The organism is Bacillus sp. Cr_A10, assembly GCF_029222665.1.
Lineage (GTDB): Bacteria > Bacillota > Bacilli > Bacillales_A > Planococcaceae > Psychrobacillus.
In genome coordinates, this window is the sequence record NZ_JARHXR010000009.1 from 883,724 (window position 1) to 907,033 (window position 23,310).

At 35.1% G+C, this 23,310-nt stretch carries 21 protein-coding genes; 11 read left to right on the top strand and 10 right to left on the bottom strand.

Annotation, left to right across the window (positions count from 1 at the left end; translation table 11 throughout):
• Positions 1-13 precede the first annotated feature (13 nt).
• Positions 14-742 carry a 5-oxoprolinase subunit PxpB gene (gene pxpB, locus P2Q73_RS11660; protein ID WP_275787220.1) on the top strand — a complete coding sequence of 243 codons (729 nt, stop codon included), beginning with the start codon at positions 14-16 and terminating at the stop codon, positions 740-742.
• On the top strand, positions 739-1,728 hold the full coding sequence (locus P2Q73_RS11665; RefSeq protein WP_275787223.1) for a 5-oxoprolinase subunit C family protein: 990 nt from the start codon (positions 739-741) through the stop codon (positions 1,726-1,728). Before pxpB ends, P2Q73_RS11665 begins: the two co-directional genes overlap by 4 nt.
• 10 nt (positions 1,729-1,738) lie before the next feature.
• Here P2Q73_RS11665 and P2Q73_RS11670 read toward each other — a convergent pair whose 3' ends face one another.
• From P2Q73_RS11670 to P2Q73_RS11680, 3 genes are all read right to left on the bottom strand, one after another.
• Positions 1,739-2,512, bottom strand: a complete 774-nt coding sequence (locus tag P2Q73_RS11670) for an IclR family transcriptional regulator (RefSeq protein WP_275787225.1) — start codon at positions 2,510-2,512, stop codon at positions 1,739-1,741.
• Positions 2,513-2,538: 26 nt separating this feature from the next.
• Positions 2,539-3,435 (bottom strand): DMT family transporter, encoded by an 897-nt coding sequence (locus P2Q73_RS11675; RefSeq protein WP_275787484.1) that lies wholly within the window; start codon positions 3,433-3,435, stop codon positions 2,539-2,541.
• Between the two features lie 222 nt (positions 3,436-3,657).
• Positions 3,658-4,206 (bottom strand): NADPH-dependent FMN reductase, encoded by a 549-nt coding sequence (locus P2Q73_RS11680; RefSeq protein WP_172794330.1) that lies wholly within the window; start codon positions 4,204-4,206, stop codon positions 3,658-3,660.
• A 325-nt stretch (positions 4,207-4,531) separates the two neighbouring features.
• Between P2Q73_RS11680 and P2Q73_RS11685 the strand changes: the two genes are divergently transcribed.
• The 4 genes from P2Q73_RS11685 to P2Q73_RS11700 all read left to right on the top strand — a co-directional run bounded on the left by P2Q73_RS11685 (position 4,532) and on the right by P2Q73_RS11700 (position 10,306).
• A complete protein-coding gene (locus P2Q73_RS11685) occupies positions 4,532-5,959 on the top strand; it encodes a YfcC family protein (protein ID WP_481747148.1) in 1,428 nt (475 codons plus the stop codon).
• A gap of 19 nt (positions 5,960-5,978) precedes the next feature.
• The gene (locus tag P2Q73_RS11690) at positions 5,979-7,154 is read left to right on the top strand and encodes an amidohydrolase (protein ID WP_275787229.1); all 1,176 of its coding nucleotides are present in this window, start codon (positions 5,979-5,981) and stop codon (positions 7,152-7,154) included.
• A 237-nt stretch (positions 7,155-7,391) separates the two neighbouring features.
• On the top strand, positions 7,392-8,654 hold the full coding sequence (ilvA, locus tag P2Q73_RS11695; RefSeq protein WP_275787232.1) for a threonine ammonia-lyase IlvA: 1,263 nt from the start codon (positions 7,392-7,394) through the stop codon (positions 8,652-8,654).
• A gap of 173 nt (positions 8,655-8,827) precedes the next feature.
• Entirely contained in the window at positions 8,828-10,306 is a 1,479-nt protein-coding gene (locus tag P2Q73_RS11700) for a catalase (RefSeq protein ID WP_275787234.1), read from the top strand.
• A gap of 96 nt (positions 10,307-10,402) precedes the next feature.
• Here P2Q73_RS11700 and P2Q73_RS11705 read toward each other — a convergent pair whose 3' ends face one another.
• From P2Q73_RS11705 to P2Q73_RS11715, 3 genes are read right to left on the bottom strand one after another with little or no spacing between them, the layout of a single operon-like run.
• Complete coding sequence (locus P2Q73_RS11705) at positions 10,403-11,200, bottom strand: ABC transporter ATP-binding protein (protein WP_275787236.1); 798 nt, start codon at positions 11,198-11,200, stop codon at positions 10,403-10,405.
• A complete protein-coding gene (locus P2Q73_RS11710; protein ID WP_275787239.1) occupies positions 11,193-12,227 on the bottom strand; it encodes an ABC transporter permease in 1,035 nt (344 codons plus the stop codon). Before P2Q73_RS11710 ends, P2Q73_RS11705 begins: the two co-directional genes overlap by 8 nt.
• A gap of 18 nt (positions 12,228-12,245) precedes the next feature.
• On the bottom strand, positions 12,246-13,256 hold the full coding sequence (locus P2Q73_RS11715; protein ID WP_275787242.1) for an ABC transporter substrate-binding protein: 1,011 nt from the start codon (positions 13,254-13,256) through the stop codon (positions 12,246-12,248).
• A gap of 239 nt (positions 13,257-13,495) precedes the next feature.
• Between P2Q73_RS11715 and P2Q73_RS11720 the strand changes: the two genes are divergently transcribed.
• Positions 13,496-15,244: a GGDEF domain-containing protein gene (locus tag P2Q73_RS11720; protein WP_275787245.1), complete on the top strand. Its 1,749-nt coding sequence runs from the start codon at positions 13,496-13,498 to the stop codon at positions 15,242-15,244.
• 72 nt (positions 15,245-15,316) lie between these two features.
• Complete coding sequence (gene ytzI / locus P2Q73_RS11725) at positions 15,317-15,460, top strand: YtzI protein (RefSeq protein WP_156316774.1); 144 nt, start codon at positions 15,317-15,319, stop codon at positions 15,458-15,460.
• 16 nt (positions 15,461-15,476) lie between these two features.
• Here ytzI and rlmN read toward each other — a convergent pair whose 3' ends face one another.
• From rlmN to P2Q73_RS11745, 4 genes are all read right to left on the bottom strand, one after another.
• A complete protein-coding gene (gene rlmN, locus P2Q73_RS11730) occupies positions 15,477-16,544 on the bottom strand; it encodes a dual-specificity RNA methyltransferase RlmN (protein ID WP_056829566.1) in 1,068 nt (355 codons plus the stop codon).
• 530 nt (positions 16,545-17,074) lie between these two features.
• Positions 17,075-17,893 (bottom strand): sulfurtransferase, encoded by an 819-nt coding sequence (locus P2Q73_RS11735; protein WP_275787250.1) that lies wholly within the window; start codon positions 17,891-17,893, stop codon positions 17,075-17,077.
• Positions 17,894-17,911: 18 nt separating this feature from the next.
• Positions 17,912-21,499 carry a dynamin family protein gene (locus tag P2Q73_RS11740; protein WP_275787252.1) on the bottom strand — a complete coding sequence of 1,196 codons (3,588 nt, stop codon included), beginning with the start codon at positions 21,497-21,499 and terminating at the stop codon, positions 17,912-17,914.
• Positions 21,420-21,770 (bottom strand): hypothetical protein, encoded by a 351-nt coding sequence (locus P2Q73_RS11745; RefSeq protein WP_275787255.1) that lies wholly within the window; start codon positions 21,768-21,770, stop codon positions 21,420-21,422. Before P2Q73_RS11745 ends, P2Q73_RS11740 begins: the two co-directional genes overlap by 80 nt.
• Before the next feature lie 278 nt (positions 21,771-22,048).
• Here P2Q73_RS11745 and P2Q73_RS11750 point away from each other — a divergent pair, with 278 nt between their 5' ends.
• The 3 genes from P2Q73_RS11750 to P2Q73_RS11760 all read left to right on the top strand — a co-directional run bounded on the left by P2Q73_RS11750 (position 22,049) and on the right by P2Q73_RS11760 (position 23,310).
• Positions 22,049-22,501: a chemotaxis protein CheX gene (locus tag P2Q73_RS11750; protein WP_275787257.1), complete on the top strand. Its 453-nt coding sequence runs from the start codon at positions 22,049-22,051 to the stop codon at positions 22,499-22,501.
• 189 nt (positions 22,502-22,690) lie between these two features.
• Positions 22,691-22,813: a cytochrome c oxidase subunit 2A gene (locus P2Q73_RS11755; protein WP_082460852.1), complete on the top strand. Its 123-nt coding sequence runs from the start codon at positions 22,691-22,693 to the stop codon at positions 22,811-22,813.
• Positions 22,814-22,833: 20 nt separating this feature from the next.
• Positions 22,834-23,310, top strand: a complete 477-nt coding sequence (locus P2Q73_RS11760) for a cupredoxin domain-containing protein (RefSeq protein ID WP_053589745.1) — start codon at positions 22,834-22,836, stop codon at positions 23,308-23,310.

Below are 23,310 nucleotides of genomic sequence, written 5' to 3' on the forward strand. Positions count from 1 at the left end.
AGGAGCTGTTTGTATGCCTAATTCCTATTCTGATTGCATTATAAAACCATTGGGAGATTCCGCATTAATTGTACAGCTCGGAGAAGGTATAGATAAAGCTATTCATCAAAAAGTTAAAAATCTATCCGAACTACTAGCTAATAGTCCATTTGAAGGATTAACAGAATTTGTTCCAGCTTATAACAATATAACGGTGTATTATAATCCATATATTGTTCATACTTCCCAGAAAAGTGACTTAAATTCCTTTGAATTTGTTTCTATTCATATGGAAAATTTAGTAAAAAAAATGACGAAAAATAAAAACGAGTCTGCTAGGGTAATTTCTATCCCTGTTTGTTACGGAGGAGAATATGGACCAGATTTAGATACAGTCGCTCAATATCACAACATTTCATCAGAGGAAGTTATTCGCATTCATTCAGAGAGTGAATGTTTAGTTTACATGCTCGGTTTTGCACCTGGTTTTCCTTTTATGGGTGGAATGGATGAACGTATAGCTACACCTAGAAAAGAAACACCTAGATTATCAATAAGACCCGGATCAGTTGGAATAGCAGGTAAACAAACTGGTATTTATCCACTAGAGACTCCTGGTGGATGGCAGATCATTGGACGCACCCCGCTAGATTTGTTTCTACCTCAAATGTCCCCCCCTACCTTATTGCAAGCTGGCGATATTATACGCTTTGTGCCGATTTCTTCCAGTGATTATTTAAATTATAAGGAGTTGAAGAAATGAGCATACGAGTGTTGCATTCCGGACTATTAACCTCGATTCAAGACATAGGTCGATATGGATCGCAAAAGTTTGGAGTTATAGTTAGTGGTGCGATGGATAGCTATTCTTTAAGACTGGCAAATCTTTTAGTTGGAAATAAAGAAAATGAAGCCACACTTGAAATTACTTTATTCGGCACAACACTTCAATTTGATGAAGATACCTTAATTTCAATAACTGGAGGAGATTTTCTCCCTACAATTGATGGAAAGAAAGTTTTATCTTGGCGGCCAATTTTTGTAAAGAAAAATTCTGTCTTAAAATTCAATTCAGCTATAAAAGGAAGTAGAGCATACGTTGCTTTTGCAGGTGGAATAGATATCCCGGAAATTATGAAGAGTAAAAGTACCTATTTACGTGCAAATATTGGTGGCTTTAAAGGGAGAGCGTTGCAAAAAGGAGATATTTTTTCAGTAGGAGAAGTAAGTGAAATTGGCGAAAAGCTTATTGAACAGTTGAAAAACAGTGATGCAACTTGGTCTGTAGACTTTAATAATTTGATAAGATTTGAACAGAATCAGTATATTCGAGTGCTAAAAGGAACTGAATTTAACCGTTTTGATCAGGAAAGCCAAAACATTTTTTTCGAAAAACCTTATACCCTTACAGTCCAATCCGATCGAATGGGATACAGATTAGATGGTCCTACCCTATCATTAGCTGAAAATTTTGAGCTCTTATCTGAAGGAGTTACGTTTGGAACTGTCCAGATCCCATCAAATGGACAACCAATTATCCTGATGGCAGACCGTCAAACTACTGGGGGCTATCCTAAAATAGCACAAGTGATAACTGCTGACTTACCAAGTCTCGCTCAGATTCAACCAACCGGAACAATACGCTTTAAGGAAATCACGCTTGCTGAAGCTGAAAATGAAATATTTAAAAATGAGCAGCAGATAAAAAACATAAAAAATGCAATCCATTATAAAATAGTTAGTAATTAAAAATAATCCTCTATTCACGTTGGAATAGAGGATTTTTATTTACAAAGCCTAATCTTTCAGAAATTATATTCGCAGCATCTATTGCTTTTTTTGCAAAGAAATCGACCTGATCTTTTTGGTAGTTTGCTTCAATTCCAGCTATACTAATTCCACCTATGATTTCTCCTTTATTGTTGAAAATAGGAGCAGCAATAGCTGAGGTATGGTCTTCTAATTCGGAATGACTAATCGTATAACCATTTGTTCTTGCGTTTTTTATACTCTCTAACAAAATCTCTTTATCCGTAATTGTTCCCATAGCAAAAGACTTTAATTCTACATTTTCTAAATAAGAATTGATTTCATCATCTTCTAAAAAAGATAAAATGACTCTTGAACAAGCTCCAGCATACAAAGGGCTTCTTCTTCCAATAGCAGTGTATAATCGGACTTTTTGATATACATCTACTTTTTCAATGTATATGGCTTCGTCACCTTGCCGTATAATTAAATTAATCGCTTCTTTTAATTCGTTATGTAATTCTTGCATGATAGGATATGCGATTTGTCGTATATCCAATCTAGAAGAAACGAGATTTCCATAAGTAAGAAAGAGGAGACCTAACCGATATTTAGAATCAGCGCCTTTTACGATAAAACCCATTTCCTCTAAAGATATTAACATTCGATAAACGGATGATTTAGGAATCTTCGAAAGTTCAATTATTTCTTGAAATGTCAAAGCCGCATGATCTACAAATAAATTTAAAATATCCATCGAACGAACTACTGTTTTATTTTTCATATACTCTCCTTTAACAAGTAACTCTCTTATTCTTTAACAAAATTAATAAGCTTCTTTTTACTTCTAAAATTAACGATAAAAATACTAGCACCAACCATGATTAACCCAATAATAAGCAAGTAGGTAATTGGTTCATCTAGGAAAACAGCACCTATAAAGACAGCAATAATCGGTACAAGAAACGTATATGAGCCTACTTTGCTTGCTTCTCCTTCATTAATTAACTTGTAGTAGATAATATAAGAAATAGGAATCCCAAAAATTGCGCCATAGCTTAAACCAAATATGTATGTACTATTCCACTGAATTTCAGACCAACTTTCAAAGTATGTCCCTGTTCCAAGAAGAACCGCTCCCCCAATGATACATTGTAAGGAAACCATCCAGTAAGCATCTACTCTATCCCTTATACTTTTGACGTAAATCACACCAAATGCCCAACATATTGCTGTGACAATCCCAAGAACTACCCCAATTACGGACACATGAAAAGTTAACCCATCTAAACTAACCATTAATATTCCTAGGAATCCTATCAAGAGACCAATAATTTTAACTGGGGTCATAAATTCCCCTAACCAAATCCATGCGAACAAACCTAATAACACTGGTTGAAAATAAACAAGTATCGAAAACAAGCCTCCAGGTAAATAATTTAACCCTACTGTTTGTATTCCAAAAAATAATGTTGTATTAAATAAAGCCGAAATACAATATAACTTCCAATTTTCCCGCCAATTAATTTTATCTAACCTATTCAACAATATTAATCCTAACAAGACCCCGCCAATCGTCGCTCGCATTCCGGAAAATAGCAACGGAGGTGTGTAAGGTAACGCTAATTTATAAATTGGCCAACTAGCACCCCACACTAAAATAAGCACTAATAGTGCCATCGTCGATTTCGTAAATACCTTACTCAACATTATAACTTCCCTTCAAAACTAAACCAAGTCTATGAATCCACTATACACCCAAAGAAAAAAACCATCTATCAAAAAAACAAAAAAATTGAACCCTCTCATATATTACAAATAGATTACAGGTGCCTGGCACGACAACAATCGTGAAATTCGTGAAAATGAAAACAAACATGAAATTCGTGAAATTCACGTTTTTCATGTTTGTTTTATTAATTACTAAAATTATTTAACTTTATTGTAAAATTCAACAAAATTGTTAACTACAGAATCAAGGAAATCACTAGTACCTTGGTCAGTAATTTCATTTTGTTCATTCAATTTTGTATGAATTGAACCAATGTATACTTCATTTCCAGGAAGTAGTTTTGGTTGTAGTGTTGGATTCGAGATGATTTCTCTTAAATGCAATTGAGCACGAACACTACCAAGTACGCCCATAGAAGAACCTACGATAAAAGTTGGTTTATCTTTTAGGTCATGTCCGCTACGAGACATCCAATCAATTGCATTTTTCAAAACTCCTGGGATTGAAAAGTTATATTCAGGTACTGCGAATAGCACCGCTTCCGCATTACGAACTTTCATTTTGAAATCCATTGCCCCTTTTGGAGGATTCTCTTCAATATCAGCACTAAACATCTCTACATCGTTGATTAATACGATTTCAATGTCTAATTTGTCTGCATAGCGTTTTTTCATGTACTCCACTAGTTTTAAGTTGTAAGATTCTTTTCTGTTACTACCAATAATTGCTGCCACTTTAATTGCCATTTGTAAATCTCCTCTTTCCTTATAATCTTTAGTTATCGAATGTACAATATTCGACAAGTCAACACGTTTTTTAGTATAGCACTGCAATCCCAAAAAATGCATAGACTATGTTTGCAATCTCTTTTACAAATACAGGAACAATATTCTTTATATTCAGAACATATTGACATCCAAAAAATAAAATATATAATTAATTTTAATATTTCCGAATATTGAAAACGTTTTCCGTATACCGGAAAAATTAAAGTGATTCTTCCAAAACTCTAACTTCTGAAAGGATTGCTACATTAATAAGGAAATTAACGACAAACTAGGGGGAATTGTATTGGCAAAAATCATAGAAAAAGGAAATTTAAAATCAAATGTAAAAAGTAAATTAACGAATGAAATATCTATCGATGCTTTTGTACTAATGTTTTGTGTAATATTAATAGTGGCTATATTAACGTATATTTTTCCCGCTGGACAATACGATCGAGTGGAAGTAAATGGACGACAAGTAGTGGACCCTTCCACATTTCATTTTGTTGAAAATGCACCTGTTGGTTTTTTTGATATATTTAGTAATGTTCATGTTGGTATGACTGAAGCCGCGCCTATTATACTTTTTGTACTACTATTTGGTGGAGCACTTGGAATAATACAAATGACTGGTGCATTAAATTCTTTTATTCAAATAGTATCCTTGAAATATTCTTCTAAAGAAAAATTGCTTATACCAATTATGGTTTTAGTATTTTCTTTATTAGGCACTTTAATTGGTTCGGCAGAAGATTCCCTTGTTTATCTAGCAATCCTTGTACCTATGACTATTTCTTTAGGATTTGATGCGCTTACTGGATTTGCTATAGTCATGCTTGGTATTATGGTCGGTTTTCTTACAGGTATTACAAATCCATTTAACGTCGGTGTAGCTCAAGGTATAGCTGAGCTTCCAATATACTCAGGTATTGAGCTGAGAATTGCACTATTTGTTGTAATGTATCTAGCAACAGTTTTATATATTTACCGTCATGCAATGAAAGTTAAAAAGAACCCGGAGTTAGGTGTGTTTGGAAAATATACTAGACAATCCACTGATACCATTGAAGAAAATTTCAAACTTTCTATGAGACATAAAATCTCTTTGTATGCTTTGCTTTTAAATTTCATTATTCTCATGTATGGGGTTATCAAACTTCAATGGTATATTTCAGAAATCGCTGGGATATTCTTGTTATTTGGGATTATTATAGGTTTTATTTGTAAGCTCCCCCCTAGCGATATGTCTAAAGGATTTATTGATGGTGCAAAGGAAATGATTTCTGGGGCTTTAATTATTGGAGTCGCTCAAACTATTCTAGTAATCGTACGTGATGGATTGCTGTTAGATTCCATTTTATATTATGCGTCAAGTCTAATTGGGAATCTCCCTCCTGCTATTAACGCACTTGGTATGTTCTTTACCCAAATGTGTATGAATTTTATCGTTCCATCTGGAAGTGGACAAGCAGCACTGACGATGCCTATTATGACACCTCTAGGAGATTTGATTGGTGTTACAAGACAAACAGCCGTGCTTGCCTTTCAAACTGGAGACGGTATTTCCAATCTCATTTTCCCAACATCAGGTGTTTTAATAGCAGCACTAGCTTTAAATGGTATCCCCTATACGAAATGGCTAAAATGGGTCTTCCCGTTCATAGGTATATTAATAGCAATTTCCATTTGCTTTTTAATGTTCGCACAATTCACGAATTATGGTCCATTCTAATTAAAGGAGTTAATGAATAATGACAATAAAGGAAACAACAATTAAAGAAGAAGTAATTAAATGGAGAAGGCAACTTCATGAGAATCCTGAGCTCGGTTTTGAAGAAGTGGAAACATCGAATTACATTTATCAACTGTTGCAATCATTTTCTGGTTTAGAAATATCAAGGCCAACTAAAACAAGTGTGCTAGCAGTACTTAAAGGATTAAAGCCTTCTGCCTCCCCTCTTACTATTGCTTTTCGAGCAGATATCGACGCACTTCCGATAGTAGAAGAAGCAGACGTTCCTTTTAAATCCAAAAAAGAGGGTGTCATGCACGCATGTGGACACGATACACATACTGCCATGTTACTTGGTGCAGCAAAAGTACTTTCCTCCAAAAGAGAAGAAATTAGTGGAGAAATTCGTTTCATCTTCCAACACGCAGAAGAAGTAAGCCCTGGAGGAGCGTTAGGACTAGTAGATGTAGGTGTCGTTGACAATGTTGACCATATATTTGCATTACATGTGGATCCATTCGTTAAATCAGGTACGATTACAATGAAGGATGATGTCTTATGTGCAGCAATTGACGATTTTGAAATTACCATAATAGGTAAAGGCGGACACGCATCAATGCCCGAAAAATCTATAGATCCAATTGCAATTGGAGCAGAAGTAGTTTCCAATCTCCATCAAATAACAGCTAGAAAAATTTCAGCATTAAATGTTCCTGTTTTATCTGTTGTTGTTTTTCAAAGCGGCAATGTACTAAATGTTATACCAGAAACTGCCTATATCGGGGGAACACTCCGCTCCCTTGATAGTGTGAGCAGAGAAGAAGCAAAAAAGTATGTCAATCAGATAGTTAAAGGAATCTCAGAAGCACACGGAGCATCCTTTAAGATTAATTGGATGGAAGGATACGATCCTGTTATTAACGACAAAGAAAGTGTTACGATTTCAAGAAAAGCTGCTATTGAAGTATTTGGGCAAGAAAATGTCATTCATATAGATAAACCTTTCTTTGGTGGAGAAGATTTCTCAGCATATCTACGTAAAAGTCCTGGCTCTATGCAATTTCTTGGTATTTACAATGAAGAACTCGGAAACAACTACCCTCTTCATCATCCAAAGTTCATGGTAGATGAAGAAGCTCTACAGTATGGTACAGAGTATTTCGTTAAAATAGCTGAACACTTATGTATGAAGTAAAAATATAAAACTTACAGGAGGAGGTCGCCATACATTAGGTAACCTCCTCCTATATTATTACAGAGGTGTTACTGGTGCCTGGCACCAGTAACACCTCTGTAATACAACCACTAATAACATTCTTGATAAAGAATATAGTTGTTACATTATTTCGAATTCTTCGAAAGAATAATGGCGATTTACTACTGTAGTGTGTTAAAATATATTAATCTTTAAATTGGAGGAGTCATTATCTATATGCAAGTAACAGATACGAAAACCATTCAAGTAGAAAATGTGCTAATAGCACATCATTTTTTGAAAGATGTAGTTATTCATACACCTTTACAAAAAAATGAGTATTTATCAGAAAAATATAATTGCACAGTATATTTCAAAAGAGAAGATTTGCAGCATGTTCGCTCATTTAAACTCCGTGGAGCTTACTATAAGATTAAAACAATTGAGAATGATGCAAGGGAAAAAGGAGTGGTGTGTGCTAGCGCAGGTAATCATGCTCAAGGAGTCGCTTATGCATGTGCACATTTGCAAATTACCGCAAAGATTTTCATGCCTCTTACTACTCCAAAACAAAAAATCGACCAAGTGAGAATGTTTGGTCGTGAATATGTTGAAATAATTCTCGCAGGTGATACTTTTGATGACTCTGCTACTAATGCTATCGCTTATGCTGAAGCTGAGAACCGGATTTTTATCCACCCATTTGATGACCGAGAAATTATTTCTGGGCAAGGTACTGTAGCTGTGGAAATAATGAATGACATGGAAGAACCGATTGACTTTGTTTTCGGAAGTATTGGTGGTGGAGGATTAATATCTGGAGTTTCTACTTATATAAAGAACATATCACCAAAAACTAAAATTATTGGAGTCGAACCTGCTGGGGCCGGCAGCATGAAAGCTGCCTTAGAAAACAATGGACCAGTAGCTTTAGAATCTATCGATAAATTTGTAGATGGTGCTGCAGTAAAATGTGTTGGTAATCTCAATTATGATGTATGCCAAAAATATGTAGATGATATCGTTCTCGTTCCAGAAGGCAAAGTTTGTACAACCATTTTAGATTTGTATAATAAACACGCTATTATTGCAGAACCTGCAGGAGCACTTCCTGTGACCGCTCTCGACTTATATAAAGATCAAATTAAAGGAAAGACTGTTGTCTGCATTATCAGTGGTGGAAATAACGATATTGGTAGAATGCAAGAAATTAAAGAAAAGTCATTAATGCATGAAGGCCTACTTTATTACTTTATTGTAAACTTCCCCCAACGCGCTGGGGCGCTGCGACAGTTTTTAGATAAAGTACTTGGACCGGACGACGACATTACGACATTTGAGTATACTAAGAAGAACAATAAAGAAAGCGGACCAGCTCTTGTAGGAATTGAATTGAAAAATAGCTCGGACTATAATGGTCTAATTTCCCGTCTAAGTGAGAATGGCTTCTCTTATAAAGAAGTGAATAAAGACAGTACTCTCTTTGAGCTTTTAATATAATAATCACTGTTTAAACACTTGTGAAATCTAGGTTTCACGAGTGTTTTCTTGTCTCAAAAGTAGAAACAAATAAAAAAATTAAATTTCTCTCAGTAGATTCCTAGCAAAATATTTATTCCTTTGATATAATCATTCTTGTATTATAAATATTCTAATCTAGGGGGAAATAGTCAATGACAGAGAATCAAAATAATAACAAATTGACAACTGCAGCTGGAGCACCTGTAGTAGATAATCAAAACTCCATGTCAGCTGGACCAAGAGGACCATTATTACTTCAAGACGTGTGGTTATTAGAAAAATTAGCTCACTTCGATAGAGAAGTTATTCCCGAGCGCCGCATGCATGCGAAAGGTTCTGCTGCTTACGGTAAATTTACTGTAACTAATGATATTACTCAATATACAAAAGCTAGTATTTTCTCCGAAATCGGAAAAGAAACAGAAATGTTCGTTCGTTTCTCCACAGTAGCTGGTGAACGTGGGGCTGCTGATGCAGAACGAGATATCCGTGGTTTTTCAATGCGATTCTACACAGAACAAGGTAACTGGGATTTAGTTGGTAATAATACTCCAGTATTCTTCTTCCGTGATCCACTTAACTTCCCAGATTTAAACCATGCTGTTAAACGTGATCCACGTACGAATATGCGTAGTGCAAATAACAACTGGGATTTCTGGACTTCTTTACCGGAAGCACTTCATCAAGTGACAATTGTCATGAGTGACCGTGGTATCCCTTCAACATACCGTAATATGCATGGATTCGGTAGCCACACTTTCAGCATGATCAATGCAAACAACGAACGTGTTTGGGTTAAGTTCCACATGCGCTCTCAACAACCTATCGAAAACTTAACAGATCAAGAAGCAGAATTGCTAGTTGGTAAAGACCGTGAAAGTCATCAACGTGATCTTTTCGATAGCATCGAGCAAGGCAACTTCCCGAAATGGAAAATGTATATCCAAGTTATGACAGAAGAACAAGCTAATAATATGCCTTATAATCCTTTTGACTTAACAAAAGTTTGGTATAAAAAAGATTTCCCACTAATTGAAGTTGGTGAATGGGAATTAAATCGTAACCCAGAAAACTATTTTGCAGAAGTGGAACAAGCTGCTTTCACACCAGCGAATGTAGTACCTGGTATTAGCTTCTCCCCTGATAGAATGTTACAAGGACGCCTTTTCTCATATGGAGATGCTCAACGTTATCGTTTAGGAGTTAACCACCACCAAATTCCGGTTAACCAACCAAAATGTCCTGTTCATTCTTTCCATAGAGATGGTGCTATGCGTGTAGATGGCAATAAAGGCGGAACACTTCACTATGAACCAAACAGCTATGGTCAATGGAAAGCACAACCTGAATTCAAAGAGCCACCGTTAGCAATAAATGGCGAAGCATCAATTTGGGACTTCCGTGAAGACGATGACAATTACTATGAACAACCGGGTAAATTGTTCAATCTTATGAGTCCAGAACAACAACAAGTATTGTTTGAAAACACTGCTCGTAATATGACTGGCGTAGAAGAACATATTAAAGTTCGCCACATCATTCATTGCTACAAAGCAGACCCTGCATACGGTAAAGGCCTTGCAGATGTAATGGATATCCCATGGGGCAACATCGAAGCTGCTATGGCTTAATAGTAATTAGAAAGAGCTGTCTTGTAGAAAGACAGCTCTTTTTATAAGAAGAAAGCTACTCCATAAGTCAATAATGACTTAGGAAGTAGCTCTTTTTTAAACTGATAAAAGTGTTCGATCACTCGTTAACTTTTCACCGCGAATCCTTTGGAATTCATCCATAAGCTTTTCAATTGTGAGTGACTTTTTCTCTTCTTCATTTACCTCTAAAATAATTTGGCCTTTATCCATCATAATTAAACGATTTCCTAAATCCAAAGCTTGTTGCATATTGTGCGTAACCATTAGTGTCGTCAGTTTATCTTTCTCCACAAGTTGCTTTGTTAGGTTAGTAATTAACTCCGCTCTAGATGGGTCAAGTGCAGCGGTATGCTCATCTAACAATAAAATGGAAGGATTCGTAAATGTCGCCATCAATAAAGAGAGCGCCTGTCTTTCCCCTCCCGATAGTAATCCAACTTTTGCATTCAATCTATTTTCTAAATTTAAATGGAGCATTTCTAACGATTGTACAAAAAACGCTCGTCTTTTTTTATCAACACCAGTTTTTAACCCGCGCTTTTTATTTCTTGAGTAAGCAAGAGCAAGATTTTCTTCAATCGTCATCGAAGGCGCAGTCCCAGCCATTGGATCTTGGAATACACGACCAATAAACTGAGAACGTTTATATTCTGCGAGTTTAGATACATCTTTTCCATCTATCAAAATACGTCCAAAATCTGGTGTTAATGCACCAGAAATCATATTCATCATCGTTGATTTTCCTGCCCCGTTACTTCCGATGACTGTTACAAAATCCCCTGCTTTTAGTTCTAAATTTATTTCATCAAGTGCAATTTTTTCATCTGCAGTCGCTTCGTTAAATATTTTATTTATCGATTGTAGTTTAAGCAAGGTCATTCCCCTCCCGCTTTATCACATTTACATTGGAAATGGCACGCTCAGCATGACGCTTAGCTTTTCTACTTTTTTCTCGTCGCTTATCAAAATATTGAGGTAGAATTAATGCACAAATAACGATAACTGCTGTGATTAGTTTCATATCACCGGTATCTAATAATTCCACACGAAGTGCAAGTGCAAGTACAATACGATAGATTATCGCTCCAGCAATTACCGCTAAAGTAGTTCGTACAATTGTTTTTGTACCAAAAATTGCTTCACCTATAATAACGGATGCTAAACCTATGACAATCATTCCGATACCCATTCCAATGTCCGCAAATTTTGCATATTGTGCTATTAGTGCACCAGAGAGAGCAACAAGACCATTTGAAATACCTAGACCTATAATAACGAGAGTATCAGTATTAGCTGAAAAACTTCTGATCATTTTTTTATTGTCTCCCGTTGCACGGATAGCTAGGCCCACTTCTGTCTTCAAGAACCAATCTACTATTAGTTTAATAGCAAGAACTAAAACTGCAACGATAACAATCGTTCCCCAAGTTGCAGGAACAAACTCTATTCCTATACTTCTCAAAAAATTATTTATCGCTTCATCAATTCCTAAACTCCCCCACCAACTATAAAACTGACTAAACAATGTTTCAGAGTTTAGAAGAGGAATATTCGGTCTTCCAATCGAATTCTCAACTGTTAGCCCCATAATCCGTAGATTAATGGAGTAAAGAGCAATCATCATTAGAATACCTGACAGCAAAGGATTAATCTTGCCCTTCGTATGTAATAAACCAGTTATACAGCCAGCTATAAAACCAGCTAGTATTGCTACCAAAGTTGCGAGTGCCGGATGATATCCTAATACGATCATCGTAGCTGCTGTTCCAGCTCCCGTAACAAAACTTCCATCTACCGTTAAATCCGGAAAATCAAGTACTCGGAATGTAAGATACACTCCGAGTGCCATGATTGCATAGATGATTCCTTGCTCAACAGATCCAAAAATAGCTGAAAACATAAAGAATCAATCTCCTATCTATTCTGCAAATTCTGCTTTCCACTCGTCTTTAATATCTAAGCCAAGCAAATCAGCAGTTTCTTTATTCATTACAAATCTTAAGTTTTGAGGATATTGGACTGGTAGATCAGCTGGTGTGCTTTCTCCATTTAAAATCTTAACAGCCATTTCACCTGCTTCATATCCGATATCAAAATACTCAAAACCATAAGCACCTAATCCACCACGTTTTACCGAGTCGAATTCACCAACCATCATAGGTAACTTATTATCATTTGCGACTGACACAACTGATTCAAGCGCGGATACTACCGTATTATCCGTAATAATATATAGTGAATCTACTTTTCCGATTAAGGATTCCGTAGCTTGTTTAACCTCAGCTGATGTGGAAACTGAAGCTTCCACTACATTTAATCCTACCTTGTTCATCTCTGCTTTTACTGCGTCTACTTGTGCACGTGAATTTTGTTCCCCAGAATTAAATACCATTCCTACATTTTTAGAGCCTAGTTCTTCTTTTAAAAATTTTACTGTACTAGGAATCGCTTCTGGTTGAGTATCTACAGTACCTGTAACATTTGCTCCTGGTTTTTCCATCGATTGAACAAGTTCAGCGCTTACTGCATCTGTCACAGATGTAAAAACGATTGGAATGTCTTTCGTTAAACTTGCTACTGCTTGAGCACTTGGCGTAGAGTTTGCAAATATTAAATCAACACCAGAACTTACTAAGTTATTTGCAATCGTAGTGTTGGCACTATTGTCATTTTGAGCATTTTCAATTTGATAGTCTGCTTCTATGCCTGCATCTTCCAATGCTTTTTGAAATCCTTCAAAAGCCGCATTTAGAGATGGATGTTCTACAATTTGAGTCACACCTATTTTTACCTTTTTAGCATCCCCATTTGAGCTTGCTCCTTCACTTGAAGTAGCGGTTGAACCTGAATTATCTTTTCCTCCGCATGCCGCTAAAAGAAGAACAACCCCAATAAGAATAAATGCTAATCTCTTTATACTTTTTCTCATCTTTCTAAAACCCCCTAATTAAATCATTCACACTACCGATTCAACTCGCTAAAGTGTCAATTTAAAGATATGTTACACTGCAATTGACTGATAGTCAATAACATTAAAAATATTTTGATAAATATATGAAGATATTAATCCTTAAATGAAATCTTTACATTTTCTTTACATGTTCTTGACATTACTTTTTTATAATATAAATTGACGAGAATTTGCTCATTGTAGGAGGATAAAGTTAGATGGCAATTGAGGAAATAGATTACGGAGATTTACTTTCTTATATAATTGAAGAAAAAGCAATTCAAACTGTTTTCCAACCAATTATCTCGCTTCAAAACGGCCATATTTATGGATATGAAGCATTATCTCGAGGTCCCGAAAATACTCCTTTACAAAACCCAGAAGTACTTTTTGATTATGCTATGAAAAGTGGAAAACTATGGGAGCTCGAAAATTTATGTCGAGGAAATGCATTAAAATATGCACATCACTTAAAGGCAGAAGGAAAATTGTTTATTAATGTGAATCCTAATATTATGAATGACCCAAAGTTCAAACAAGGATTTACGAAAGAATTTCTAAGTAGATTTAATATGGACTCGGATTCAATTGTTTTTGAAATAACGGAAAGAGAAGCGATTAATAATTTAAAGGATTTTATTAGTACTGTTGAACATTATAAAAAGCAGTTTTACCAAATTGCAATTGACGATGTTGGCTCTGGATATTCAGGGTTAAATGTCATAACAGATGTACGTCCACACTTTATTAAACTTGATATGAAGCTCATTCGTGATATAGAAAAAGATCGAACTAAACAACTTCTCGTGAAAAGTTTAAGTGAATTTGCAAATTATTCACAAATACATATTATTGCCGAGGGAATTGAAACACAAGAAGAGCTGCTTACTTTAATTGATATAGGAGTTCATTATGGACAAGGATACTTCATACAGAAACCAAATAAACAACTCTTCCCTGTTAGAAAAGAATTAAAAAAACTTATCGAGTTAGAAAGTGTTCGAAAAAATAAAATAAGCTCCAATCGTTTAACGGACACATCCATTGAACAAATCGCTACTCCCTTACGTACTATTGCAAGTCATACATCTATTTCTAAAGTTAGTAAATTGATGGATTCTAACGATGCCTTACCAGGTTTTTGTATAAAAGATGGAAATAAATTAATTGGTGTTATTACAAGAAACAAGTTACATCTAAAATTTAGTGGCCCGTACGGATACAGTCTTTATAATACTAAGCCAGTCACCGCAATTATGAGTAGAAATTATATGAAAGTGGATGCATCCACACCTATTGATGTAGTTGCTAAAATTGCCATGAAACGTGATCCGATTCATTTATACGATTTCATAACGATTACAAAAGAAGACGAATACTTTGGAGTTGTAACGGTAAAAGATTTACTTGAAAAAAGTATGCAGTTAGAAATTGACTATGCCAAGCATTTAAATCCACTTTCTGAGTTGCCTGGTAATATAATGATTGAAAAAGAATTACAAAACTGTATCGATAGCTCTGATGAGTTAACAGTTCTTTATCTTGATATTGATAATTTTAAGCCCTATAACGATGTATATGGATTTGAAAAGGGCGATAAAGTCATTATAAGATTAGCAGAAATATTAGAAAAAAATGCACCAGAGAATGGCTTTGTAGGACATATAGGTGGTGACGATTTCATCATGATTGTCCATACCCATAAAAGTAAGGAATTATGTGAAAAAGTTATAGAGGAATTCAATTCTTCCGTTGAACACTTCTATCATTCGCATGATCTTCTAAAAGGAAGTATAATCTCTAAAAACCGTCATGGAATTGAAGAGCATTTTCCACTTTTGACTATTTCCATCGCAGGTGTTACAAACAAAACTGTTTTATCTATTTATGAACTTTCAGAAAAAGCAAGTTATTTAAAAAAACAATGCAAACAACTCGCTGGAAGCAACTCACTCCTAGATATATGAAAATGAAATTTGTATAAGCCTCTAATCCCATGTGCTATGATAATGGTTGAACATGATTTAGGAGGAGAAAAGATGGTTTGGGTTTTGATTTTGACAGTATTTATTTTTATTCTTGTTATGTGCCTTTCTTTTTTCACAATAAATAAAGGTTACGCATTTAAACATACAATTGATGAAATACCAAAAGAAAAAAATGAAAAAACGCATCAACCATAAGGTGATGCGTTTTGTGTTATACAGTAGTTTTTTGTTTTTTTATCTGTTTGCTTCGTAGTTGCCCGCAAGCTGCGTCAATATCAGTTCCTTGCTCCATACGAACACCACAGTTAATTCCTTTGTTTTTCAACGTTTGGAAAAACGCACTAATGGATTCCTCCGAGCTACGTTGATATTGGCCATGCTCGTCTACTGGGTTGTAAGGAATTAGATTCACATAAGATAAGTGACGTTTGTTTTCCAACAGTTTTGCTAATTGTTGTGCTTCCTCTACATGATCATTTACATCTTTAAGCAGAATATATTCAAAGGTAATTCGGCGATTCGTTTTTTCTAGATAGTAATCAACTGCAGCCATTACCTTCTCAATAGGGAATGCTTTATTGATGACCATAATACGTGAACGAAGCTCATCATTTGGTGCATGCAATGAAACAGCAAGATTCACTTGAAGATTTTCATCAGCATAATCATAGATTTTCTTAGCAAGTCCACTTGTTGAAACAGTAATATGTCTTGCTCCAATCGCAAGTCCTTTTTGATCGTTCACGACGCGTAAGAAGCTCATTAAGTTTGTATAGTTATCGAATGGTTCTCCGATACCCATTACTACGATATGGCTTACTCGCTCACTCTTACCTAAATTATCCAAATGCTCTTGCACTTTCATAATTTGCCCTACAATCTCACCTGCGTCTAAATCACGACTTTTCTTAAGCAATCCACTAGCACAGAAACTGCAACCAATGTTACACCCTACCTGTGTCGTTACACAAACAGACAGTCCATATTTAAAACGCATTAACACTGTTTCAATAAGATTCCCATCCTGCATTTGAAATAAAAACTTAATGGTTCCATCGGCAGATTCTTGCTTTACAGATTCTTTCAACGTCTGAATGACAAAGTTGTCTTTCAACAATTGAAGACAATCCTTGTTGACATTATTCATCTCATCAAAGCTTTGCACTCTTTTAATGTATAACCAATCCCAAACCTGTTCTGCTCTAAATTTCTTTTGACCATGTTCTAATAACCACTCTATTAACTGATCCTTTGTTAGACCATAAATTGATTTCTGCATTAATATTCCTCATTTCATTCGTGTACAATTTGCCCATTATACTATAAATGTTTACATTCTACAATTAATTATACAAAAAAAAAGAAATAAAAGATATAAATTTAGCTTTTTCCCTAAATAAAACACTCTTGTCCGTATTTATTGGAATGGCTCTGTTAAACTTCTTTGTTGTTTTAGAAAGAAATCTGTTCATCTAGCGTTGCCAATCACTCGGACGTGCGCTTGCCTCACGCTACGCATGGTGAGTCATACGTTTCACTCACTCCCACATCCTTACGCGGAGTCTCATTCTTCACGCTCATGCGGCGTATAAGGCGCAAATCCTGATGACACCTGCGGATATAGTTTCGTATTCATTTCATCAATGCATGGAGTTTAAAACCACGGTTTTGAAAGTTTGTACTTTTTAACTAGTAATTAACAACAGTATCAATTAACAAGTCTTAGAAAAAAATAAAGCGCCTGAATTTCTCCATTTCAAATGGAGGTTTCAGGCGCAATTTTCAACTTTTTAATTAGTTCCTTTAAGACTACTTTTTACTTGTTTCTACTTCATTTTCTCGAATCCAATCACTGTAACTGCCTACATATAATTGGACATTTTCATACCCGGCTTCCTTCAAACTTGCATAAAGTGGTGCAGCAGTCACCCCACTACCGCAATAAGCAACGACAGGCTTTGATTTATCAGTTAATCCTGTTAGTTTTTCATGTAAATCCTCTTGTTGCAGAAACTTACCATCACTTATAAGTTGTTCCCAATCGAAATTTAGAGCAGTCGGAATATGACCAGCAACAGGATCTATTGGTTCCATTTCTCCACGATATCGATTTGCAGATCGTGCATCAATTAACTGTGCATCCATTTCACCACTAACAATTTTTTTCACCTTGTTTACATCTACATAAATTTCATCTTTCCAATTTGGGGAAATAGACGAAGCATTAATTTCAATTTCTTCATTGGAAACAGGCAATTTCTTCTTCGCCTCTTCATATCCTTCACGAAGTACATGAACATGGTTAAAGCCTGCCCATTCCAATAAAAAGTATGCTCTTAAAGCAAATGGTGAACCTCCTTGATCATAAATGACGATATGATCATCTAAAAGCAATCCTGCCTTTTGAATTAGATTTGTCATCTTATCCTTTGAAATCATTGGATGGCGTCCATTTTCACTTCCCATGTCGGACAAATCATTTTCCAAGTCCCAATAGATTGCTCCTTCTAAATGTTCCATCCTAAACATTTCTTTTCCTGCATTCACATTTCCTAAATCAAAACGAGTATCAATAAATCGAACATTTTTTCCAATTATTTTATCCAAATCAATAAAAATATTGCTCATGTTATTCTCTCCCTTCAATTAAATTTTGGCATAAATCTCTTTCCATTTGGCAAGGGTTTCTTCTTGCTCTAAAAGATTTCGTTCGGCATCAATTTGAATAATTGACTCGTTTAACCACTTTAATCGAACTGCCTCTGTCTCGATATCTACATATTGATCTGCCCATTTTGTAAGTCGATCATGCTCCAGCTTTAAGTAGCTTTCCGCTTCGATTTTCGTTTGCTCAGATAAGGAATCACGAAGCTTCTCTTTATCGTTTTTCTCGAAAAAAGACTTATTGTTTTTAAAATAAGATTTTACGTTTTCATATTTTTGAATTTCCTCAAAAGGACCAACAAATTCTAATAAATCACGGTCTTCACTCTCATGAGGTGTAAAAGTAAAACTTTCATTCCATTCTTTTAGCACACGTATTTCTTCTTTTTCTAACTGTTTAATTTGTTTTTGGATAAACTGCAGTACTCGAAAGTTTGTTACACGCATTTCCTGCTCCAAGTCAAAACGAAGCATACTTAACAGTTCTTTCAATGCAATTCCAAGTGCTGTATTTGCTGATTGATTACTAAACAAAGAAGGATTATATGCCTCTTTAAAGAATTCATTGAAACGATAATATACTCGTTGTAATACATAGTACAACAAAGTTTCTAGTTCTTGCTTAGCTTCCTTCGCTATTACAGAAGACATGGAATTTGAGTAACGTTTGCGAATTTTTTGTTCTTGCTCACGTAATTCTTTTAACCTTTCATCTTTTCTAGCTAAGTTCTTTTCTGTTTGCTCTATTAATGTTAATAATTTATTTTGTTGGCGAGACGCCTCTTCATCTAGTGATGAAACCGCAATTTGCTTTAAATCTTTTTCCAAGAAACGATGGAAGGCTTCTTCAAATTGCACCATTCCTTCGTGTACAGGTAAATGTCCTACTTTTTCTTTAAGTGCTTGTAAGCTTGAAATACCATATACTCTTGGGAAACGAATGCCAAATCGTTGAAGCTCATTTTGCACATATTGTTTCACAAGGTTTGCTTCTTCCTCTGTTTCTGCAAGGTCAATGGCATTAACGATAAAGAACATTTTATCCATTTCAAAGGCATCTTTTACTCGACCTAGTTGTATTAAAAACTCTCTGTCAGCCTTAGCAAATGCATGGTTAAAATAAGTCACAAACAATACTGCATCCGCATTCCGTATATAGTCAAATGCAACCCCTGTATGTCTTGCATTGATAGAATCTGCTCCCGGAGTATCAACTAATGTAACTCCAAGTCTAGTCAATTCACAATCGTAATAAAAATCAATGAAATCTACAAAACAGCTTTTAGCTTCTTCCGCCACATAACTTTCAAATTCTTCGCCATTCACCCGTAACACATTTCCAAGTTGACTTTGAAATGTTGGATACCCTTTATGAAAAGCGGAAATAAAAGATTTATGAACCTCTTCTGAGACTGTTTGATTTATTGCCCCACTTGCTTGATCGAATGCTTCATCTAAAGACATAATAGTTATTCCTAATTGTTTATAAGCAAACGATACATCTTCTAATAATTGCTCTTTTGTTTTAAATGTAACATCAGCAGTATTATGTGGATGTTTTTCTGATATTGGGCGTATTTTATTTATTGCAGCAGTTGTTGGGTTTGGTGAAACTGGCAATACATTAGCACCCATTAACGCATTAGAAAAACTAGATTTCCCTGCACTAAAAGCACCAAATAATGCAATTGTAAATTGTTGATTTTCAACTCTTTTAGCTTTTCGTTTAATAATCTCAGCTTCCTTTTTAAAAGCTGGTAACTCTTTTAATACCTCACCAATTCTGTTTGCTCGCTTTAAGACTTGCTCGGGAGATAGTATACTATTTTCTTCTTCTTGTTCTATGGGAGCTATTGTTTCTAATTCTTGTACCTGTTCTTCCAAGCTTGGATCATATTCGGCAATAGATTTTTGAAAACTATTTCGTTCCTCATCCCATGCTATTAATAATTGATCCCGTTCTTTCCTTATAGTTAAAGCCGGAGTCTTTGTTTCCTGTTCAAAACCATGTATTCTTTCGTCAATTTCTTCCAATGATTGGATAGCTAGTATTTTTTCATTGAGAACTTCAGTTTTTTGATCTGCTTTTTCTGTGTCTTCCACCGGATTTTCATTCATTGCGGTGATCATTTTTTCTTTCCAAATATCTGTCTCACGTACAAAAAATCGGTTGACTGTTTCTTGAACCCTGTTTGCATAATGAAGAATAGAATCTCCGGTTATACCAGCACCTTCATGTAAGGAATCTGCAATAAACAATGAGGATATTTCGAAATCCAACCCATCAATTTCATTGGCTCTTTCATTGCTTAACAAAGAAACATCCTTTAGCATACTTTTCATAAGCTGTTTCAGATGTACGGTAATATTCGTTAGTACAACCTTCTCAAGTAGAATTCTTGCATCCTCAAGGCGTTTAGATCGCTCTTCTTCTGTTTTCTTTTTGCTTCCTATAAAACCTACTTTAAATGAACTTTGCATGCTCTCAGCATAAGTCTTAAGTGAGTCTCTCACCTCATATGGCATAATTACAGCGTTTTCTAAGATTTCTTTTCGTTGTTCTTCAAACGTCTTTTTCCATAGACTTATATCTTGTAATGCAGATTGCTTTTGAGCTATTTCAAGTTGCTCTTTAATATCTTCTTTATTATTCCATTCCTCTTCTGTTAGTTGTCCATCAAAAGTTTCTAGACATGCTGCTTTTTCATTTTCTAAATACTGTTTATGCTCATCCGCTAGCTTCTCTAATGTCGCATGTGCAGATGTAATAAAATATTGTTCTTTGTTATTAATAGAATTTAGAACAATTTCTTGTACCTTCTTAAAATCATTATGTATAAACTGTTTATCTTTTAATGAGGTAAAAAATATATCCTTCGGTTCAACGGACCATGCTTTGAAAGCATTTGCAACGGATTGCTTAAAAGCGTCGAAGGAAAGCTCTTCTTCTCGATGCTTATCCACTTGGTTAACAATTAAATAAACATTTTCGTTATAGTGAAGCAATTGCTTTGTAAATTGGAAATTTAGCTCAGATTGGACATGGTTATAATCCATTACATAAAAAACGATATCTGCCAGATGAAGAGCTGACTCAGTTGATATCCTATGTGCATCATCTGTTGAATCCACTCCTGGAGTATCCATAACAGTAATACCTTCTGGTAAACTGGAGGTTGAATGACCAATTTCTATTTGAGATACTTTACTTCCGTCTTTTGAGTATTTTTTTACAAGTTGAATATCATATTCACCTGAGAATCTTACAGGTGCTCTATCAACAAAATGAACGAGGGCATAATTATTATTTGTCTTTTTTACAGTAACAATATTTGCCGAAGTAGGTATTGGACTTGTTGGAAGTAACTGCTCATCTACTAGAGCATTAATCATGCTAGATTTTCCAGCAGAAAAATGTCCTGCAAACGCAATAGTGAATGTGCCATTTTCCAGTTTATCTGCAAACAATTTAGCCTTTGCAAAACGTTCCTCATCTAAATTTCGTTGAAAAAGAGTAGCAAGCAAAGCATTTTTCTCTTTTAATAGTTGTATATTTTCTAAATTCTCCATTTGAAAAAAAAATCTCCTTTATAATTCGACAATTATGTATATCATAGCAAAAAACAAAGGAACGCAAAAGCGTTCCTTTGTTTTTCTGCGACGAGCTTTGCGCAGGAGCAAAATCTTTTGTTTTTCTGCGACGAGCTTTGCGCAGGAGCAAAATCTTTTGAAGTTCTGCGACGAGCTTGCGCAGGAGCAAAATCTTTTCAAGTTCCACGACGAGATCGCGCAGGAGTATGTGTTTTATTTCCGCTTCATAAGTAAAAAAAGCTGGCTTCATCTGTTCCACTTATATTGAACAAATCAAGCCAACTTTAGAAAGTTATTTTATTTAACTTGGGGGGAAGTTGCACGTAACACATAAGCTGTGACCCCACTATAAAGTAAAATAGTTGATCCAATTAATAACGCTAACATACATATCGTCCTCTCAAGTGAATTTGAAATTCATTCTCATTTAAATAATAGCACAATGTTTCGACATTTTCTACATATAGTATTCTTTTTGTGATACTTTTATGCTAAAATTAAGCCATCTTTACTATTCGGAGGGATAAAATGAGTGCGTCTAAACACATACAAACTATACTAAATGGCACGATTCAATCGTTAAAGTCCGTTATCCCTCTTCCTATGGATATTAAATCACCATCTTTGATGGTTCAACCATATGATCAAAAAGAGATGGGTGTACTAATTGGGATTATAGGGGATATAAAAGGTCGTATAATTATAGATTCGACATCTAATTGTTTTTCATCGATTGGTGCAACTATGTTTGGTATGGCTTTAGAAGGAGAAATGCTTGAATCATTTACAGGTGAATTAGGAAATATGATAGCAGGTAATTTATGTACTACTGTTGCAGGTAACAACTTAGAAATAGACATTACGCCACCTACTGTCATTGTTGGTACGACCAAATTATTTGGATTTCAGCATGCTTTTAGACTACCAGTCGTAATTAATGACATTGATAATTTAACGATTATACTCACGATCGATGAATAATGAGACCTAAGAGGACTTTCAACTTATGAAAGTTCTTTTTTTATTCCTCCAACTACCCCTATCTCTTTTATTCTTCACATTAATTTCACATTATCCCCTTTCTTGTGTGACTTTTCTCACATCATTGCACTTCAATACTATTTATTATTAAAACTATACAAGAACTACTTTTGTAGGAGGTGTAGACAAATGTCGAAAAAACGTGAAAAAGAACCAGATTTGAAAGGAACATTATATTCGGTTGGATTTCTTGGGGTATTCATATTAATTACATGGTTTATGGCATTTTACTTGTTTATTGATAGATTTTAATAATTTGGAGGTTTAAAGCGATGCATATTCATAAGTACGAAAAATGGTGGATAACATTTGGAGTTAGCTCATTGGTCTTATTTTTAGTCATTGTTGGTATTAGTGCATTCCACTTTGGATCACATCCACCAAGCTCAAAAATTTATATTGATCCGGAACGTGTGGACGAGATAGCACCATTTAATAACCCAGGAGTGCATAAAGTGGAAGGAAAAGATTGGGACTATGAAGTTGTATTTGTAGCTTCTGCATTTTTTTATAATCCACCTGAGATTGAAGTTCCCTTAGGGTCTAAAGTGAAATTTATAGCAACAACCAAGGATGTAGTTCATGGGTTCCAAGTAGCTGGCACAAACATTAATATGATGCTTGAACCAGGATATGTTTCTGAATATGTAACTACCGTTGATAAAGCAGGAGAGTATCTAATCTTATGTAATGAATATTGTGGTGTTGGACATTCGTCCATGACATCCATGCTAAAGGTGGTTGAGTAA

Excerpts from the sequence above, each read along its gene's own strand:
- P2Q73_RS11745 (WP_275787255.1), bottom strand. The coding sequence starts at position 21,770 with ATGAAGCCAGCTTTTTTTACTTATGAAGCGGAAATAAAACACATACTC.
- ilvA (WP_275787232.1), top strand. The coding sequence starts at position 7,392 with ATGCAAGTAACAGATACGAAAACCATTCAAGTAGAAAATGTGCTAATA.
- ytzI (WP_156316774.1), top strand. The coding sequence starts at position 15,317 with ATGGTTTGGGTTTTGATTTTGACAGTATTTATTTTTATTCTTGTTATG.
- P2Q73_RS11720 (WP_275787245.1), top strand. The coding sequence starts at position 13,496 with ATGGCAATTGAGGAAATAGATTACGGAGATTTACTTTCTTATATAATT.
- P2Q73_RS11670 (WP_275787225.1), bottom strand. The coding sequence starts at position 2,512 with ATGAAAAATAAAACAGTAGTTCGTTCGATGGATATTTTAAATTTATTT.
- pxpB (WP_275787220.1), top strand. The coding sequence starts at position 14 with ATGCCTAATTCCTATTCTGATTGCATTATAAAACCATTGGGAGATTCC.
- rlmN (WP_056829566.1), bottom strand. The coding sequence starts at position 16,544 with ATGCAGAAATCAATTTATGGTCTAACAAAGGATCAGTTAATAGAGTGG.
- P2Q73_RS11740 (WP_275787252.1), bottom strand. The coding sequence starts at position 21,499 with ATGGAGAATTTAGAAAATATACAACTATTAAAAGAGAAAAATGCTTTG.
- P2Q73_RS11680 (WP_172794330.1), bottom strand. The coding sequence starts at position 4,206 with ATGGCAATTAAAGTGGCAGCAATTATTGGTAGTAACAGAAAAGAATCT.
- P2Q73_RS11710 (WP_275787239.1), bottom strand. The coding sequence starts at position 12,227 with ATGTTTTCAGCTATTTTTGGATCTGTTGAGCAAGGAATCATCTATGCA.
- P2Q73_RS11735 (WP_275787250.1), bottom strand. The coding sequence starts at position 17,893 with ATGAGCAATATTTTTATTGATTTGGATAAAATAATTGGAAAAAATGTT.
- P2Q73_RS11755 (WP_082460852.1), top strand. The coding sequence starts at position 22,691 with ATGTCGAAAAAACGTGAAAAAGAACCAGATTTGAAAGGAACATTATAT.
- P2Q73_RS11700 (WP_275787234.1), top strand. The coding sequence starts at position 8,828 with ATGACAGAGAATCAAAATAATAACAAATTGACAACTGCAGCTGGAGCA.
- P2Q73_RS11665 (WP_275787223.1), top strand. The coding sequence starts at position 739 with ATGAGCATACGAGTGTTGCATTCCGGACTATTAACCTCGATTCAAGAC.
- P2Q73_RS11750 (WP_275787257.1), top strand. The coding sequence starts at position 22,049 with ATGAGTGCGTCTAAACACATACAAACTATACTAAATGGCACGATTCAA.
- P2Q73_RS11690 (WP_275787229.1), top strand. The coding sequence starts at position 5,979 with ATGACAATAAAGGAAACAACAATTAAAGAAGAAGTAATTAAATGGAGA.
- P2Q73_RS11715 (WP_275787242.1), bottom strand. The coding sequence starts at position 13,256 with ATGAGAAAAAGTATAAAGAGATTAGCATTTATTCTTATTGGGGTTGTT.
- P2Q73_RS11760 (WP_053589745.1), top strand. The coding sequence starts at position 22,834 with ATGCATATTCATAAGTACGAAAAATGGTGGATAACATTTGGAGTTAGC.